This is a genomic window from Streptomyces sp. NPDC006314 (assembly GCF_040613075.1).
Taxonomy (GTDB): domain Bacteria; phylum Actinomycetota; class Actinomycetes; order Streptomycetales; family Streptomycetaceae; genus Streptomyces.
In genome coordinates, this window is record NZ_JBEXRL010000007.1 from 300634 (window position 1) to 317695 (window position 17062).

At 71.0% G+C, this 17062-nt stretch carries 13 protein-coding genes; 5 read left to right on the forward strand and 8 right to left on the reverse strand.

Annotated features, from left to right (window positions below):
- Positions 1-3: 3 nt before the first annotated feature.
- The 6 genes from ABZ079_RS15920 to ABZ079_RS15945 all read right to left on the reverse strand — a co-directional run bounded on the left by ABZ079_RS15920 (position 4) and on the right by ABZ079_RS15945 (position 7502).
- A complete protein-coding gene (locus tag ABZ079_RS15920) occupies positions 4-2424 on the reverse strand; it encodes a SpoIIE family protein phosphatase (protein ID WP_356940020.1) in 2421 nt (806 codons plus the stop codon).
- A 192-nt stretch (positions 2425-2616) separates the two neighbouring features.
- Positions 2617-3894: an ABC transporter substrate-binding protein gene (locus ABZ079_RS15925; protein ID WP_356940021.1), complete on the reverse strand. Its 1278-nt coding sequence runs from the start codon at positions 3892-3894 to the stop codon at positions 2617-2619.
- Positions 3895-3899: 5 nt separating this feature from the next.
- Complete coding sequence (locus ABZ079_RS15930) at positions 3900-5060, reverse strand: branched-chain amino acid ABC transporter permease (RefSeq protein ID WP_356940022.1); 1161 nt, start codon at positions 5058-5060, stop codon at positions 3900-3902.
- Complete coding sequence (locus tag ABZ079_RS15935) at positions 5057-5938, reverse strand: branched-chain amino acid ABC transporter permease (RefSeq protein WP_356940023.1); 882 nt, start codon at positions 5936-5938, stop codon at positions 5057-5059. The genes ABZ079_RS15930 and ABZ079_RS15935 overlap by 4 nt, the downstream gene beginning before the upstream one ends.
- Before the next feature lie 5 nt (positions 5939-5943).
- Positions 5944-6747, reverse strand: a complete 804-nt coding sequence (locus tag ABZ079_RS15940; RefSeq protein ID WP_356940024.1) for an ABC transporter ATP-binding protein — start codon at positions 6745-6747, stop codon at positions 5944-5946.
- The gene (locus tag ABZ079_RS15945) at positions 6744-7502 is read right to left on the reverse strand and encodes an ABC transporter ATP-binding protein (protein WP_356940025.1); all 759 of its coding nucleotides are present in this window, start codon (positions 7500-7502) and stop codon (positions 6744-6746) included. Before ABZ079_RS15945 ends, ABZ079_RS15940 begins: the two co-directional genes overlap by 4 nt.
- A 188-nt stretch (positions 7503-7690) precedes the next feature.
- Here ABZ079_RS15945 and ABZ079_RS15950 point away from each other — a divergent pair, with 188 nt between their 5' ends.
- The 4 genes from ABZ079_RS15950 (at position 7691) to ABZ079_RS15965 (ending at position 11906) form a co-directional block, all read left to right on the forward strand.
- Positions 7691-8986 (forward strand): helix-turn-helix domain-containing protein, encoded by a 1296-nt coding sequence (locus ABZ079_RS15950; protein WP_356940026.1) that lies wholly within the window; start codon positions 7691-7693, stop codon positions 8984-8986.
- The gene (locus ABZ079_RS15955; RefSeq protein ID WP_356940027.1) at positions 8983-9648 is read left to right on the forward strand and encodes a TetR/AcrR family transcriptional regulator; all 666 of its coding nucleotides are present in this window, start codon (positions 8983-8985) and stop codon (positions 9646-9648) included. The genes ABZ079_RS15950 and ABZ079_RS15955 overlap by 4 nt, the downstream gene beginning before the upstream one ends.
- Before the next feature lie 550 nt (positions 9649-10198).
- Positions 10199-11080, forward strand: a complete 882-nt coding sequence (locus ABZ079_RS15960) for an alpha/beta hydrolase (protein ID WP_356940028.1) — start codon at positions 10199-10201, stop codon at positions 11078-11080.
- A gap of 4 nt (positions 11081-11084) precedes the next feature.
- Entirely contained in the window at positions 11085-11906 is an 822-nt protein-coding gene (locus ABZ079_RS15965) for a hypothetical protein (RefSeq protein ID WP_356940029.1), read from the forward strand.
- A 103-nt stretch (positions 11907-12009) separates the two neighbouring features.
- Here ABZ079_RS15965 and ABZ079_RS15970 read toward each other — a convergent pair whose 3' ends face one another.
- Positions 12010-13308, reverse strand: a complete 1299-nt coding sequence (locus ABZ079_RS15970) for a phospholipase D-like domain-containing protein (RefSeq protein ID WP_356940030.1) — start codon at positions 13306-13308, stop codon at positions 12010-12012.
- 591 nt (positions 13309-13899) lie between these two features.
- Entirely contained in the window at positions 13900-14712 is an 813-nt protein-coding gene (locus ABZ079_RS15975; protein ID WP_356940031.1) for a TetR/AcrR family transcriptional regulator, read from the reverse strand.
- 251 nt (positions 14713-14963) lie between these two features.
- On the opposite strand from ABZ079_RS15975, the gene ABZ079_RS15980 reads away from it, so the two are divergent.
- Entirely contained in the window at positions 14964-16676 is a 1713-nt protein-coding gene (locus tag ABZ079_RS15980) for an MFS transporter (RefSeq protein WP_356940032.1), read from the forward strand.
- Positions 16677-17062: the final 386 nt, after the last annotated feature.

Below are 17062 nucleotides of genomic sequence, written 5' to 3' on the forward strand. Positions count from 1 at the left end.
CGGTCAGGTGAGCGTGCCGGCCAGTGGTTGCTCGGCCCACACGGTCTTGCCCTCGCGGGTGTAGCGGGTGCCCCAGCGTTCGGTCATCTGCGCCACCAGGAACAGGCCTCGGCCGCCCTCGTCGGTGGTACGGGCGCGGCGCAGGTGCGGTGCGGTGTGGCTGGTGTCGCTGACCTCGCACACCAGAGACCGTTCACGGATCAGCCGCAGGGTCACCGGGCCACTGGCGTACCGGTAGGCGTTGGTGACCAGTTCGCTGGCGATCAACTCGGTGCTGAACGCCAAGTGCTCCAGACCCCATTCGGTCAGCTTGGCGGAGGTCAATTCCCTGGCGTGGGCGGCGCTGGCAGCCTCCAGCGGCAGCTGCCAGGAGGCGACATCGCCCGGTGGCAGCATGCGCGTGCGGGCGATCAGCAACACGATGTCGTCGCTGGGACGCGCGGACACCAGCGAGTCGACCACACCCTGGCAGGTCCGTTCCAGCGCGTCCGCGGGGCGGGTCAGCGCTGCGCACAGCTTGGCCAGGCCGATGTCCGCATCGAGGTGGCGTTCGCCGATGACTCCGTTGGTGTACAGGCACAGCAGGCTTCCCTCGGCCAGCTCGAGCTCCCGGGCCTCGAACGGCAGACCGCCCAGGCCGAGCGGTGGGCCCGTGGGCAGGTCGAGCAGTGCCGCCTGTCCGTCGGGAGCGGTCACCACCGGCGGCGGGTGGCCGGCGCAGGCCACGGAGCACCGCCGGGAGACCGGGTCGTACACGGCGTACAGGCAGGTGGCACCGACGACCTGCTCCCCCACGGGCCGCTCCCCGGACGCTTCCTGTTCGGCCGCCAGCAGGGCGACCAGGTCGTCCAGGCGGGAGAGGACCTCGTCCGGTTCCAGATCGAGGCTGGCGAGCGTGTGTACGGCGGTACGCAGCCGGCCCATCGTGGCAGCGGCGTGGATGCCGCGTCCCACCACGTCGCCGACGACGAGGGCGACCCGAGCCCCGGACAGGGGAATGACGTCGAACCAGTCGCCGCCCAGGCCCGGGGCCGCGCAGGCAGGCAGGTACCGCAGGGCCACCTCGACGGCCGACTGGTCCGGAACCGCCCGGGGCAGAAGGCTGCTCTGCAAGGTGAACGCGGTCTGCTGCTGCTGGGTGAAGCGCCGGGCGTTGTCGATGGCGACGGCGGCGCGCGAGGCGAGTTCCTGGGCGAGGGTGAGATCGTCCGCCTCGAAGGGATCCGGGTGGCGGGAACGCCACAGGGTCAGCACTCCCAGCACCAGGCCACGGGCGGCGAGAGGCACCACGATCAGCGAGTGGGCGCCCAGGTCCGGGGCGCAGGCCCCCTGGCGTCCCGCGAGCGAGAACGAGTCGGGCGGCAGAACCGCTTCCAGGACGGGACGTCCTTCGGCCAGGCATCGTGCCTGGGGTGTGCCGGGTGCGAACTCCACCGGCGCCCCCTGGGGGTGGGGCGGGCCGGGCTGCTGGGCGCCGACGCCGCAGGTCCCCACTCGTACCACAGGTCCTGCCACCGCCTGCGCCGGTTCGTCACCGACGGTCACCGGCTGAAGCAGGTCCACCGACGCGTGGTCGGCGAGGTGAGGGACCATCACCTCGGCGAGTTCCCGGGCGGTCTCGGCCACGTCGAGGGTGGTTCCGATACGGCTGCCCACCTGGTCCAGGAGCGCGAGCCGCCGCTGGGCCCGATGGCGCTCGGTGATGTCCTCGATCAACTCGGCCACACCCAGGATGCGGCCGGAGGGATCCTCCAGCCGGAAGGACGAGACCAACGCCACCCGCTCTCGTGCCGGATCCTTCTCGAGGCGAGCGAACTGCTCGGAGTAGATCAACGGTCTGCCGGTCTCCATCACCTGGCGTACCCGGTCCACGGCCCTGCGCGCGTCGTCGGGAAGGAGCATATGGCCGATGGGCACACCCCGAAAGTCCGCTGCCGGAACGCCGGTGAAGCGCTCGATGGCCCGGTTGACCCGGAGAACTCTCAGGTCGGGGCCTTGGACGACCAGGCCGATCGGGCACCGGCGGAACAATCCGTCGAGGATCGCGCGGTCCCTTTGCCACTCCAGGACGTCGGCCGCGAGTGCCCCGGCGACGAGCCACTCACGGACCCGGCCGTCGCGGGAGAACGCGTGGGCGCTGAGCCCCATCTCCACGAGCCGTCCGTCACGGTGCCGCACCTTGAGCACCCCGAACCAGCCGCCGGCCTTCCGGCAGCTCGCCGCGGCCTCCCTGACGGCCCGCAGATCGCGCGGATCGACAAGGGCCTCGCATGCCGGACGACCGATCACGCCCGTGCCCGGATGGCCGAGCAGCTCCTCGGCCCGCCGGTTCCACCCGACCACGGCCCCACGGTCGTCGAGCACCGCCAGGGCGGCGAGGTACGGGGCGAACGGATCGTCGTGGGTTGCGCTGAGTTCCGTCATCCGCTTCTCCACCGATGGCTGGCCTGCCGGTACACGTAAGCCTAGTGAACCCGGCGGGGCCACGGCGGCGCCCGCCGTGGCACACGGCGTGGCGGGCACGGGTGGTCACGGCAGGCCTGAGGGCCCGGTTCCGGTACCGGGGCGGGGGCGGTCCCCAGGTGTCGGGCATCGACGGGGACCGCCCCCGCCGGCTCACTTCGCCGCCGGGCCGAACTCCTTCCGGGTGTCGACCGGCTTGCCGAACAGCCGCCACCGCTCGCCCTTGAACCGCATCAGCTGCATCGTCTCGATCGGGAAGGCGTCGCCCTGACCGGTGGACATGGTGACCCCCGGCAGCAGCAGTCCCACCTTCACGTCCTTCAGACTGCGCACCGCGTCCCGCAGCCCTTCCCTGGTGGGGCACTTCATGGCGTCCAGGGCCTGGTGCAGGCTGGAGGCGACGGCCCAGCCGTAGGCGTTGAACTGGTTGGCCGGGTCGGCGTCGGGTGCGTACTCGTGCAGGGCCTGCTTGTACGTCCTCACCTCCGGATCGTCGGCCCACTGCGGATCGGCGGGGTCCTTGAAGTAGGTCGCCGAGACCACGCCCTGGACGTTCTTGAACCCGACGGGCTGGAGCACGGCGGCGGACGACGCCACGTTGTTGACGATGTGCAGCGGGTTCCACTTGGTGTTCTTGGCGTCGGCGGCGAGGGCCTGACTGCCGAACTTGGGGGTGGTGACGTCCAGCAGCACATCCGCCTCGGAGCGGGCGAGGCTCGCCATCTGTGCCGACACGGAGGGCGCGGTGACCTCGTAGCTCTCCTCGGCGACGACCTTGACGCCGCTGCCGGCGACGGCCTTCCTGAACCCGCCGAGCAGGTCCTTGCCGAAGTCGTCGTTCTGGTAGAGGACCGCGACCCTGGCCTTGGGCCTCGCGTCCTCCAGGTACTTGGCGTACACCCGTGCCTCGGCCACGTAGTTGGGCTGCCAGCCGATGGTCCAGGGGTGCTTGTCGTCCGTGCCCCACACGGAGGCACCCGTGGCGACGAAGGGCTGCGGCACCTTCTGCTTGTCGAGGTAGTCCCACACGGCTGCCGTGGACGGGGTGCCCAGGGTCTGGAACACGGCGAAGACCTTCTGCTGCTCGACGAGTCTGCGCGCCTCCTCGACCGCCTTGGGCGGCTGGTAGCCGTCGTCGCGGACGACGAACTGCACCTTGCGGCCGTCTATACCGCCCTCGCCGTTGACGTACTTGAAGTAGGCGGCCACGCCCTTGCTGATCGTGCCGTACGCGGAGGCGGGGCCGGACAGCGGGTAGATCCCGCCCAGCTTGATGGTCTTGTCGGTGATGCCGGTGGTCTGCTGGCCCTTGCACGCGCCACCGGCGGCGGTGGTCTGGTCGTCCTGCCCTCGCTGGCTGCTGCAGGCGGTCGCGGTGAGCAGGGCGGCGGTCGCGGCCGCGGCCGCCCGCAGAGCGGTCGTCTTGCGCATGTGATTCATTCCTTTTCCGTGCGGGGCGGTGCGCCCACGGTTTCGGCATCGACAACTGCGGGGTCCGCAGGGGTCAGGGGCGCGGAGGGTCCGGATCCGTCCCCGGACCCCGGCCCCGGGTCGGGGGCGGGGGCGGGGGCGGATGCGGCCTCGGGTGTCCGGTCGAGGGGGGCGGTGGGGCGGGGCAGGCGACGGGTGACCGAGCCCAGGACACGGCCCGGCAGACCGGCCAGTCCCGTCGGGGCCACGAACATCACCGCGATGATCAGCAGGCCGAACACCACTCCCGGTGCCGCCTCGCTGACGTCCTGGGACACGCTCGGCACGTACATCACGAACGCCGCGCCCAGCAGGGGCCCGTACAGCGAGCCGAGCCCCCCGACCACCAGGCCGGCCAGCAGGGTGATGGACAGCACGAAGCTGAAGGAGTCGGGCGAGACGAAGCCGATCACCCAGGTGTACAGACATCCGGCGACACCCGCGAACATCGCGCTCCACGCGAAGGCGAGGGTTTTGTGCAGCGACAGCCGCACGCCCATGACCTCGGCGGCGCTCTCGTTGTCCCGCACGGCGAGCAGTGCCCGGCCGACCCGGGACCGCAGCAGGTTGCGGGCGAGCAGCAGGACCAGCGCGGTGACGGCGAGGACGACGAAGTACATCCACTGGTCCTCGGCCAGCCCGCTCCACGCGGGCGGCCGCAGCTTGTCCACGGTCAGCCCCATGGAGCCGCCCGTCACCGGTTCGAGCCGCTTGAGCAGGGGCGGCAGGAACACCGCGAACGAGAGGGTGACCAGGGCCAGGTACAGCCCGCGCAGGCGCAGCGCGGGCACTCCGAACCCGAGTCCCAGCAGGAAGCATCCGGCGGCCGCGACCGGCAGCGTGGCCAGGTGACCGGTGTCGTACCGGTCGAGCATGACCGCCGCCGTGTAGGCCCCCGCCGCGAAGAACGCGCCGTGCCCGAGCGAGATCTGCCCGCCGAAGCCGACCAGCAGGTTCAGGCCGGACAGCGCCACGGCGTACAGCAGCACCATGGTCAGCTGGAAGACCTGGAAGGGGGCGAAGTAGAAGGGTGCCCCGACGGCGACCGCCGCCGCGACCAGCACGGTGAGCGCGGCCCGCAGCCACCGGCCCCGGTCGGTGCCGAGTGCCGCTGTGATCGTGTTCATGCGCGCTCCACCGCCGCCCGTCCGAACAGGCCCTGGGGCCGTACCAGCAGCACCGCCAGAATGATCACCAGGGGTACCCCCACCTTCAGATCGGCGCCGATGACGTCCACGTACGCCCCGGTCAGCGTCTCGGCGACGCCCACGAACAGGCCGCCGACGACCGCACCGACCGGGCTGTCGAAGCCCCCGAGGGTGGCCGCCGCGAACGCGTAGATCAGCACCCCGCCCATCATGTTGGGCTCCAGGAACAGCACCGGGGCGACGAGCACGCCCGACACCGCGCCGACCATCGCGGCCAGCCCCCAGCCGAACATCAGCACCCGGCCCACCCGGATGCCCGACAGCCGGGCGGAGGCCGGGTTGCAGGCGACCGCCCGCATCACCAGGCCGATGGAGGTGTGCTGGAACAGCAGATACAGCAGGCCCATCACGACGGCCACCACGCCGATGATCCCGAGTGTCGACCAGTCCATGCGCACGCCGGCCAGGTCGAGCCCGCCGTCGGGGAAGGGCTGTGGGAAGTCCTTCACGGTGAACGACCAGATCAGGCCGGCCAGCGCGTTGACGAAGATGAACAGGCCGACCGTGACGATGACCACCGTCAGCTCGGGCGCGCCCTGCACGGGCCGGATGACGATCCGCTCGACCAGCATGCCGCCGGCGAAGGACACCGCGAGGGTGACCGGCAGCGCCAGCCAGAACGGCATCCCGGACGCCACCAGCTGCCAGGCGACGTACGTCGAGAGCATGGCCAGCTCGCCCTGTGCGAAGTTGACGATCCCCGTGAACCGGTGGATCAGCACCAGGGCCAGCGCCAGGCTGGCGTACACCGCGCCGGAGCCCAGTCCTTCCACCACTTGCTGAAGCACATCGATCACGGCGCTCACCCGGTCTTCCGGGAGAGGACGGAGACACCCAGGTACACCTCGGCGACCTGCCCGTCCTGTCGGATCTGTGCGGCCGGTCCGGACAGCACCAGGCGGCCGGCCTCCAGTACGTGGGCCCGGTGCGCGATGTCCAGCGCGAGCTGGGCGTTCTGCTCGACGACGACCACGGTGGTGCGCTCCTCCTCGTTGACGGCACGGACGATCTCGAACAGCTCACGGGTGACCAGCGGCGCGAGCCCGAGGGACGGCTCGTCCAGGAGCAGCAGTGAGGGCCGCAGCATCAGCGCCCTGCCGATGGCGAGCATCTGCTGCTCGCCGCCGCTGAGGCTGCCGGCGGCCTGGCCGGACCGCTGACGCAGCTTGGGGAAGTAGCCGTGGATTCGTTCCAGGTCGGCCGCCACCGCCGCGCGCTCGGCGCGGCCCCGCCGCCCGGGGCCGGTGCGCAGGTGGGCGCCGATGCGCAGGTTCTCCTCGACGGTCAGATCGTTGAAGGTGCCCCGGCCCTCGGGCACATGCGCCACGCCGAGCCTGGCGGCCTGCTCGGGCGAGCGGCCCAGCAGTTCCGTGCCGTCCAGGGTGACCGAGCCGCGGCCGCGGACCATGCCGCACAGGGCCCGCAGCGTCGTGGTCTTGCCCGCGCCGTTGGGTCCGAGGATCGCGCACACCTCACCGCGGGCCACGGAGAAGTCGAGGCCCTGCAGCACGCGGGCCTGGCCGTAACCGGCGTGCAGGCCGGAGACCTTCAGGAAGCCCGGCTCCGCACTCACCGCCTCGGCGCGGTCGGTGGTGGGCTCGCTCATGCGGCCACCCCCAGGTACGCCTCGACGACCGCCGGATCACGCTGGATCTCCTCCGGCGAGCCCTCGGCGATCTTGCGGCCGAAGTCGAGGCAGACCACCTTGTCGCACAGGCCCATCACGAACCCCATGTGGTGTTCGACCACCACGAGCGTGAGGTCGAACTCCTGGCGCACCGACCGGACCAGATCCGCGAATTGGTCGACCTCGCCGTGGCTGAGCCCGTTGACGGGTTCGTCGAGCAGCAGCAGCCGGGGCCGTACCGCGAGTGCCCGGGCGAGTTCGACGCGTTTGAGCGTGCCGAACGGCAGGCCGGAGGCGGCGTGGTCGGCGACCTCCGCCAGGCCGAGCCGCCGTAGCAGGTCGTCCGCCTGGTCATGTAGTTCCCTCTCTTCCCGCCGGACGCGGGGCAGCCGGAGCGCCGCGGCGAGGTGTCCGGCGCGCCCCCGGCTGTGGGCGCCGACCATGACGTTCTCCCGGACCGTGAGCCGCGGGAACAGGCCCAGGTTCTGGAAGGTGCGGGCGATGCCGCGCCCGGCCACGGCGTGCGGGGGGAGGACCAGCAGGTCCTCGTCCTCGAACCGCACATCTCCCCCGTCGGGAGTGCAGCGCCTGGTGAGGCAGTTGAACAAGGTGGTCTTGCCGGCTCCGTTCGGCCCGATGAGCCCTACGGCGGTGCCCGGCTCGACAGTGAAAGCGACACCGTCCAGTGCCGTGATTCCGCCGAATCGCACGGTGATACCGTCGACCGCGAGCATGAGTGACGCCCCTTCCGACGTGCTGGGGGGTGGGAGAGCGTCACAGTAGGCGGGGGCGTTCCACGCGCACATTGGGTGTGAGCACCCAACTTCCCGGTCGCCGAACTGTGCGCCGCGCACAGGTGCCGGCAGGTGTCTCACGCCGAGCCTGTTGACGGCGCACGATGCGGGCGGCGACGATCGGCGTCATGCCTCGCGGTCCCGCCCTGGGCGCTCCCCCACTCTCCGAACCGCTCCGCCGGGAGCGGCAGCGGATCCTGCACGCCGTCCACGACCGGGTCGAGGAGGTGGCGGAGACCGCCGTCGAGGTGATGCGCGCGGAGATCCCGTCGTACGCACTGCAGGACGAACGGTTCTTCGACGACGTACGGGAGCAGGTGCTCGAGCACTACCGGATGCAGTTGGCGGCACTGGCCGGCGACCGCGACATGGCCCCCGAGGACCTGGTTTTCAGTCGCGCGGCAGCGCTGCGCCGAGCACGTGCGGGGTTCGCCCTGGAGGACTGGATCAGTGCCTTCCGGGTGGGCCGGCAGGTGCTGTGGGACGCGCTGCTGGACTGCGCGGGCACGTCCGCCGAGGCCCAGCAGGCCGCGCTGTCCCTCGTCACCCCGCTGATGCGGTACGTCGACTACGCCAGCACCCATGCCGCGCAGGCCTATGTCGAGTACCAGCAGCACGTGGTGGCGGACGCGGACCGGGAGCGCCGGGACCTGCTGGACCAGCTCCTGACCGGCGTGGTACCGACGCGCGGTCCGCTGTTCGCCGCGGCACAGGCGTACGGCATCGGACCGCGCTCGCCGATGATGGCGGTCGTGGCGGTGTGCGTCGGCGACACGCGCAGCGGGGACCTCACCACGGCCGAGAACGGGTATGCCACCAGCGCGTCGATCAGCGTCGCCGGGCCCTGGGCCGGCAGGACCCTGGTCGTCGTGCGCCACGGTGAGGTGGTGGCCGTGCCCGTGGTCCGGGCCGGCATGAACGCAGAGGACATATGCGCCCACTTCGAGGCCGTGCAGCGGCGGCTCGCGCGCGGCGGAACCATGCTCTCCATGGGAATCAGTACGGTCGCACAGGGCGCGTGTGAACTGCCGCGCGCCTACCAGGAGGCGCGGGCCGCCCTCGATCTGGTGCCCGGCGGGGGCGGGGTGGCGGCGCTGCCGCGGCTGTCCCCGTTCGACTATCTGGCGCTGCGCGCCGACGACCTCGCCCGTCAGCTGGTGGATCCCCGGGTGCGGGCGCTGCTGGAGGAGGACCGCGGACGAGGCGACCCGCTGGCGGCCACCATACGGGCGTTCGCGGAGGCGGACCTCAATCTTCGGCTGGCCGCCGACCGGCTGCGGGTGCACCACAACACGGCGCACTACCGGTTGCGCCGGATCGAGGAACGCACCGGCCGCAATCCGCGCCGGATCGCCGACCTCCTGGAACTGTTGGTCGCCCTCGCCCTCCGCGACGGGGCCGGAGAAGGTGGGGATTGCCAGTGAGCGGCATCGTGGAGTCCGCCGGGACCGAGGCGGCTCGTCCGCTGACGGGCGGGCAGGGCGGCGTGGGCCTGCCGGAGGGGCACGCCGGGCAGGACCGAACGGTCCGGCGCGCGCTGCTGGAGGCCGCGCTGGAGGTGTTCACCGAGCGCGGCTACACCGACGCCGGTCTCACCGAGATCGCGGCCCGCTCCGGCACCCCGATGGGCAGCCTCTTCCAGCACTACGGCGGAAAGCGAGGGCTCTATCTCGCCCTGTGGGAGGAGTTCCGGGAGGAGCAGGAGCGCCGGACGGCGGCCACGCTGGCCTCCGAGCGCGGCCGTGGGGTGGAGGATCCCATCGCCCTCTTCGTGGCAGGAGCCAGGGCGTATCTGGAGGGCGCCTGGGACAACCGGCGGCTCGGCGGACTCCTCGCGGAGGACGACGGCCCCGCGGGCTTCGACGCGCTGCGCCGCCAGTGGGACCGCGCATGGGTACGGCGCAACGCCCGGCTCCTGGAGGTGGACGAGCGGCGACGCGCCGGACGGGTCCGGGTGAGCGTGCTGACCACCGTCATCGGAGGGGCGGCGCGCGAGCTGGCCGACTGCGGGGACGAGACGGAGGCCCGGGAGATCGTGGACGAGGTGTGCGGCATCCTGATCCATCTGTCGGCACCGCCCGGCTGAGCTGCCCGTGCATGGCCGGAGCGACAGGACCGGCCACCGCCCGACGACCCCTCACTCCCCCCGTACCCGGCACCGGGTGCCGCGCCGGGGCGGCAGCGGCCACGGGGGGGGTCGGCCGGCGAGTGTGTAATTGAATCTGGCTTCATGTCAACAGCCGGGCGCGCGGCCGCACGCGGCGGGAACGCAGATCACGGCTGCTTCCAGGTTCGGGGCCGGAATTCCGGACCCGGAAGCCGGGATCGATGCCGGCGGGGCGGTGCCGAACGCCAACGGCGGCGCTTCGGCCGCGCGTTGACCGTCCTCTCCGGTGACCGGTGACATGAGCCACGACCGCGGGGGTGACGGGAGCCGACCTACCGACCGGCTATAGTTGAATTCGGCGTCATGTTCAACCGTCGGGCGATCAGGGGGAGCGCCGGTCGGGGCCCGACACAGGCTGGCCGAAAACACAGGGCGCGACTGCCATTGCCTGGGTGGGCGCATGCTCGCGTCTTGACAGCCCCGCTTCCTACCTGAAGGCTACCGACCAGTCGGTATGAAGAGGTGGAACGTGGCCGAGCTGAGCATCTCCACGGGGGCGGGGGTATTCGACGCGATCGTGGCGGGTCCGCCCGAGGGCCGCCCGGTGCTGCTGCTGCACGGCTTCCCGCAGACGGGGCTGGTGTGGCAACGGCAGATGGCGGCGTTGGCCGCGCACGGCTACCGGGTGGTGGCACCCGACCAGCGTGGCTACTCCCCCGGGGCCCGCCCCCGGCGGCCCGAGGACTATCGCATCGGCCTTCTCGTCGACGACGTGGTCGCGATCGCGGAGGAACTGGGATGGGCGACGTTCGACCTGGTCGGCCATGACTGGGGAGGCGCGGTGGCCTGGTGGACCGGGCACGCCCACCCCGGCCGCCTACGCACCCTGACGGTTGTCTCGACCCCGCACCCCGGTGCTCTGGCCACCACTCTGCGCACCGATCTGGACCAGCGCGAACGCTCGCACTACATGATCGACTGGCGTGAGACACCCGCGACCGAGGAGCGCATGCTGGCCCACGACGCGCGAGAGCTTCGCGCCTTCTACGCCGGAAAGGTCCCGCAGGACAGCGCCGAGGCCTACGTGCGGCACCTCTCCCAGCCAGGCGCTCTCACCGCGGCACTGAACTGGTACCGGGCCGGCCGCCCCGACGGCGCGATCGGCGTCATCGACGTGCCCACGCTGTACGTCTGGAGCACGGAGGACAGAGCGTTCGGCCCCGCCGCCGCACAGGAGACCGGCCGGTGGGTCAAGGGGCCGTACCGGTTCGAAACCCTCCAGGGGGTCAGCCACTGGGTCCCCGAGGAGGCGCCCGAAACGCTGAGCCGCCTCCTGCTCGAACACCTGCGAGCGCACGGCGCGTACGGAACCCGCAGACAACACCCGTTCGTCGACTCTCCCAAGAGGTGACCCCATGAAGACAGCGCGCGCGGCCTGGCGCCGACTCGAGCCCGTACACGCCATGATCTACTTCGTCCCCGAGGGAAGGCGACGGTACGCGGCCCTCGGACTGAGTGGCCGCACCGGGTACTTCGCCTCCCGGAGTGCCGCGTTCGGCCCAGCCTCCGCCGAACTGGTCATCTCGACCTTCTACAACTTCAACCCCGATTTCGTCCGCCAGGCGATCGGCGGGGCCTGGGAGGCAACGACGCCACAGCAGGTGCTGGACGCGCGGTACGCCGCGGCGGCCGAGGCCCTGCGGCGAGCGGGAATCCACGAGTTGCCCGCCCTGGACGAGGTACTGACCCTGGCCCGCCGGGCCGCCGAGGCGGCCTGCGAACACGCGCAGGGCCGCCCGCTGTTCGCCGCACATGCCGCGCTGCCTTGGCCGGAGGAGCCCGTACTGCAACTGTGGCACGCCCAGACGCTGCTCCGGGAGTTCCGTGGCGACGGCCATGTCGCGTGCCTGCTGAGCGAGGGAGTCGGGGGCTTGGAGGCCCTGATTCTGCACGCCGCCACCGGTGAGGCTCCCGTCGACTTCCTCAAGGCGAGCCGAGCATGGCCCGAGGAGGAGTGGGCCGGCACCCGGGAGCGCCTGCGCGAGCGAGGTCTCCTCGACGGCGACTCCCTCAGCTCGGACGGCGTGCTCCTGCGTCGGCACATCGAGGACCGCACCGACCGCCTGGCCCTTCCCGCCTACGCCGCCCTGGGTGACGCCGGCTGTGAGCGTCTCGCCGAACTCGCGAGCCCCTTCGGCCACGCCGTCGTCGAAGCCGGCCTTCTCAAGTTCGGCTGACCGGGCCCCCGCACATGTGCGCCTGACATGCGCCTTCCTACCGTGTGCCGACACCTGCCCGTCTCCACCGCTCCCGCTCGGCTGCGTCCGGTCCGTGCAGGTGTCAACCGCCGCAGGCGGAGCGAATCCTGTAAAAAGCGCTCAGGTACTTCGAGTGGTAGGACGCGCTGGCGATCCGTACGAGCGCCTCATCGGCCGAGCGCAGCGACGACCCGGTCAGATTGGCACTGCCCGTGTAGACGCGCGGTGTCGTGTCGCCGTTGTAGTACCCGTCGATCAGGAGCTGCTTGTTGTGCGGACGGACGTCGATTCCCGGGCCGTTGGGAATGCGGCACCTGCGATGCTGGATGCCCGCGGTGTTCAGCTTGGTGGTGATCGTGCTGTCGCTCTCGGCGTAGATGAGGTCGATCCAGCAGCCCCTGCCGCGCAGCTGGGCCAGCTTGTCGGCCACCTGGACGCGCGAGCCGTAGAAGCTGTACATCACGATGCGGATGTCGCTTTGGTGCCGTAGCCCGTCCGAGCCGGTGTAGGTGCAGCTGATCTCGTTCAGCGCGTTGACGACGGTGTCACTGGCCGGGTTGTAGTACGAGGTGTCCCCGCGCGGGAAGAAGAAACCCCGGTAGGTCGAGCCGCTCGGTGTGGAGAAGTACGCGTTGTTGTCGCCGCGTGCGAGGGTGCGCCCGTGGCGGAGCTTCTCGTGGTACGAGGCGTAGCCGTCGTACACGGCGGCGTTCGCGAAGGTCACGGCGTCGTTGAAGGACTCGGTCTTGTACCAGTCCGAGAGGTTCGAGGAGGTCTGGAAGACGACCTTCGAGTAGCTGGTGCCGTCGTCGAACGGCCCGATCCTCGAGAAGATGAAGAACTTGTTGTGGTTGTAGGCCGGTCCGGGTGGGGCGACGCTCAGGCAGCCGCGCTGGACGTCATCCACGCCGTCGGTGTCCTCGAACCTGTCGTCGCAGACGACGACCCAGGAGCGGGCGGCGTCATTGGTGCCGAGCCCGGTCCTGAGGGACTGGTAGGCCGGGTTGGCGTACTCGGCGCCGTTGGCGCCCACATAGGTCGAGTCGTCGACGATGAGCTTGACGTCGACGCCGCGCCGGTGGGCGGCGAGCAGCGCGTTGGCGACCTCTTGGTCCCGGAACTCGTACATCGAGCCGCGGATCTGCGCCCCGGCGGGCGTTGCGTCGATCAGCTGGACGAGCTGGGTGAAGATGGCCTTCCGCTGCGTCGGCGTGCCCAGCGGGTCGTTGAACACGGGCCCGTTGACGATCGGCTTGGTCAGTGCGGCGGCGGGTGTCGCGCCGCCGAGGAGGAGGGCGGCCACCAGGTACAGGACGACGGCGGTGGGCGGCAGCGTACGGAGGTAGCGGGCGGGATGCGGGCACACATCGGAACGGGTCATCTTCGCTTTCCTTGAGGTGAGTGCACGGGCGATTCAGGCATGCACAGCGCAGTCGGTGGGCGAAGGGCATGGCGTGGGCGGGCAGGGAGATCATGAAAGCGGCAAGATCACTTTGTGTCGTCGGGTCCCATGAGGCCAGTGGGGACCAGGCATTCGGGGCATTCGGTGAGCCCTACGAGTGGCGAGCGCGCACACATCCCGGGCGTTTGACGCGGAACTGGAGGGGCTGCCCGCCTCCGGGGAGCACGATGCCGGACGTAGCCCGGAGCGTCGAACGCCGCCGGGGTCCGGTCGAACGTCGCGTCATCGGAGTTTGACGGAGGCGGGTTGAACGTCCAGATGAGCTTCGCCAGATCGTGCCGGTTCTCCCGCGGCCCAGCTCGCCCCCGCCCCCGCCGCGCCGCATCTTCGGTCCGGCACTCTGGACCGGCGCGCCCAACCCGCGGCTTCCATCCCAGGACACCAGGTACGAGGAGGAGTCCCCGCCGCCGGCATCGGAGCCCTACCCCGGGAGGGGCATGCGGGTGCGCACATACTCCGTGAACCGGAGTGCGTAGCCCAGGTCGCGAGGGGCGCCGGAGAGGTCGCGGATCAGGCGGTGTCCGGAGCCCGGCGGGCGTCCGGGTCCACACAGGCCGCCGGGTCCGGCAGGTAGCTCGCCAGGCCACGCAAGATGATCTCCAGACCGATGTCGAACCTCTCGTCGGAGGAGTCCGTCACCATCAGCCCGGCCAGGGCGCGCAGGTGGGGAAAGTCCCCTGCGGGCAGGGAGGCGAAGTAGTTCTGCATCTCGTCGGCCATCTCGCGCCAGTCGGGGCGGGCCCGGGAGGAACCGCCGCCCGCCTGCTGGGCGGCCCGGTCCTGCCACATGCCCTCCTCCAGGACGAACCCGTCGATGTAAGTGGAGATGAGGTCACCGGCCTCCGCCGCGATGCGGTCGGGCAGCCCGGCGGTACGGAAGATCGCGAGCAACGCCTCGACGTGCGGCAGCAGTTCGGCGGTGAAGGGAACATGGGCCATGGAGATCCTCGCCATGTCCCGGTGGGACAGCAGGCGCTGCCGCCAGAAGCGGGCGTAGTCCCGCACCTGCTCCCGCCACCGCTCCGGATCGGGTTCCGGCGTCTCGTAGCGGTCGAAGAGCCGGGCGTACATCAGCTCCATGAGGTCGTCCTTGGAGCTGACATGGGCGTAGAGGGCGGAGACCGTCACCCCCAGTTCGGCCGCCACCTGGCGCATCGACAGCCCGTCGAGCCCCTGGCGGTCGAGCACGGTGAAAGCGGCCTCGACGACCCGTTCACGCGACAGCGGGGCGCGCGCGGGGGCCGCGTGGGCGCGAGCGGGACGCTTCCGCTCCCAGGGGGACGACGGAGGGAGTGCGGGGGTGTCGGCGGCCGCGTCGGTCATGAGGACAGTCTAGGTGCCGGGAGAACAGTGTTCTCCTCTGCGAGCGACACGTCAGCCGAACGCGATGTATCTTGACCGGCTCGGAGTCGCGCCATATCGTGACGAACACCGTTCTGCTGTGGTGAGCACTGTTCTGCTACGGTGAACAGTGTTCAGCGGCGCCAGCGCCACCGAGCCGGGAATCGCATCCCATCCACCCACCGCGCCCGCGGATCCGTCACCGCGGCGCGCCCCGTTCGCGAGGAGTTCCGATGTCCACCACCGGTGTCGCGTCCACCGAGACGCCCACCGACTCGCCAGCGCCCTACCGGTGGCGCTGGGCAGCGCTCTTCGTGATCCTGGCGGCCGAGGTGATGGATCTCCTCGACGCCGTCGTCACGAACATCGCCGGCCCCTCCATGCGGGCCGACCTCGGCGGCGGTGCCTCCACTCTGCAGTGGTTCGCCGCCGCGTACACCCTCTCGATGGCCGTCGGTCTCGTCACCGGAGGACGCCTCGGGGACATTCACGGGCGCCGCCTGATGTTCCTGGTGGGGGCCGCCGGCTTCACGCTGGGCTCGCTGCTGTGCGCGCTGTCCGCGTCGCCCGAGATGCTGATCGCCGCACGCGTCGTACAGGGACTGTTCGGCGCGGTGATGCTGCCGCAGGGCCTCGGCATGATCAAGGAGATGTTCCCGCCGAAGGAGTCACAGAAGGCCTTTGGCATGTTCGGCCCGGTCATGGGGCTGTCCGCGGTGTGCGGCCCGATCCTGGCGGGCTGGCTCGTGGACGCCGACTACTTCGGCACCGGCTGGCGGATGATCTTCCTGATCAACCTGCCGCTGGGTGTCGCTGCCCTCCTCGGTGCCCTGCGTTACCTGCCGAGGGGCCTGTCCGACAGCAAGCCGCGCCTCGACATCCCCGGCATGCTCCTGGTCTCGTCGGCCTCTCTGCTCATCATCTTCCCGCTGGTCCAGGGCCGTGAGTACGACTGGCCCGCGTGGACGTTCCTGATGATGGCCGCCTCGGTGGTCGTCTTCGTCGCCTTCGGCACGTACGAGTCGCGTCGCAGCAAGGCCGGCCGGGACCCGCTGGTCGTCCCCAGCCTCTTCCGCAAGCGTGGATTCAGTGGCGGCATGACCCTCGGACTGGTCTTCTTCTCGGCCATGCAGGGGTTCATGCTGGTCTTCAACCTCTACGCCCAGATCGGTCTCGGCTATTCGCCGCTCAAGGCGGGACTGGTGATGGTGCCCTGGTCGGGCGGCATGATCGTCGGCTTCGGGATCGCTCAGGGTGTCGCCCGGTTCGGACGAGCCGTACTGCAGGCGGGCGCGCTGGTCATGGGGGTCGGTGTGTTCGGAGTGTGGCTGACCCTCGACGTGGTGGGGGGCGGCGTCGGCCCCTGGCAGTTCCTGCCGTCCCTGCTCGTCACCGGCATCGGGATGGGCCTGCTCATGGCACCGTTCTTCGACATCGTGCTCGCCAGTGTCGAGCAGCACGAGACGGGATCGGCGTCCGGCACGATGACCGCGATGCAGCAGCTCGGCGGCGCCTTCGGCGTGGCCGTCCTCGGCACCGTGTTCTTCGGCCTGCTGGGCGGCGGGGTAGCCACCGCCGTCGACCACCACTCGGACGGCCTGCGGGGGCAGCTCGCCGCCGGGCACGTCGCGCCCGCCGCGCGGGAGCGCGTCGTGGCGGACCTGCGTACGTGTGCCTCGGACCGTGCTACCGCCGAGGATCCTGCCGCGACCCCGGCGTCCTGCGCACGCCTGGAGAAGGACACTCGCTCCGCCGTGACCTCACCTCAGGCCGGCGCCCGGATACCCGCCGCACTGGAGGCCACCACGTCGTCGGCCTTCCAGAGCGGTTTCGGCTCCGTCATGAAGACGGTGTTGTGGATCGTCGACGGCATGCTCGCCCTGACCTTCCTGCTCGCGTTCCTCCTGCCACGTCACGCGCGCCCCGAGGGGCCCGCCGGGCACTGAGCCCAGCCCGCACCGGCGATCCGACGGCCGGGCACCCCTGAGGAGGGGCTGCCCGGCCGTCCCGTTTCCGCCGGCACCCCTGGCGCCCGAGGATGACCGGCAGGGTTCCGGAAACCGCCTGGAATGTGCGTGGCGCGCGTCCACGCCCCGAAGGGCCAAGCCGATCTGGACCACCACCAGGTGACGCGCCGGCCCTTCCGGCGCCGGCGCGTCCCCCTGACCGTGCCGGCCCCGGCTTCCTCGCCGCCGGCTTGGTCGCCGCCACCTCAGCCCGCCCCGCAGACCCGACCCGCGCCCCCGCGACCGCCACCCGATCGACCTGACCGCCCCCGAGATCCCCACCTCACCGGCATGCTGTTCACGCCGACCACCAGTCCGCTCGCTGG

Coding starts and splice junctions, on each gene's coding strand:
- ABZ079_RS15970 (WP_356940030.1), bottom strand. CDS start 13,308: ATGACCCGTTCCGATGTGTGCCCGCATCCCGCCCGCTACCTCCGTACG.
- ABZ079_RS15965 (WP_356940029.1), top strand. CDS start 11,085: ATGAAGACAGCGCGCGCGGCCTGGCGCCGACTCGAGCCCGTACACGCC.
- ABZ079_RS15920 (WP_356940020.1), bottom strand. CDS start 2,424: ATGACGGAACTCAGCGCAACCCACGACGATCCGTTCGCCCCGTACCTC.
- ABZ079_RS15940 (WP_356940024.1), bottom strand. CDS start 6,747: ATGAGCGAGCCCACCACCGACCGCGCCGAGGCGGTGAGTGCGGAGCCG.
- ABZ079_RS15925 (WP_356940021.1), bottom strand. CDS start 3,894: ATGCGCAAGACGACCGCTCTGCGGGCGGCCGCGGCCGCGACCGCCGCC.
- ABZ079_RS15975 (WP_356940031.1), bottom strand. CDS start 14,712: ATGACCGACGCGGCCGCCGACACCCCCGCACTCCCTCCGTCGTCCCCC.
- ABZ079_RS15945 (WP_356940025.1), bottom strand. CDS start 7,502: ATGCTCGCGGTCGACGGTATCACCGTGCGATTCGGCGGAATCACGGCA.
- ABZ079_RS15930 (WP_356940022.1), bottom strand. CDS start 5,060: ATGAACACGATCACAGCGGCACTCGGCACCGACCGGGGCCGGTGGCTG.
- ABZ079_RS15950 (WP_356940026.1), top strand. CDS start 7,691: ATGCCTCGCGGTCCCGCCCTGGGCGCTCCCCCACTCTCCGAACCGCTC.
- ABZ079_RS15980 (WP_356940032.1), top strand. CDS start 14,964: ATGTCCACCACCGGTGTCGCGTCCACCGAGACGCCCACCGACTCGCCA.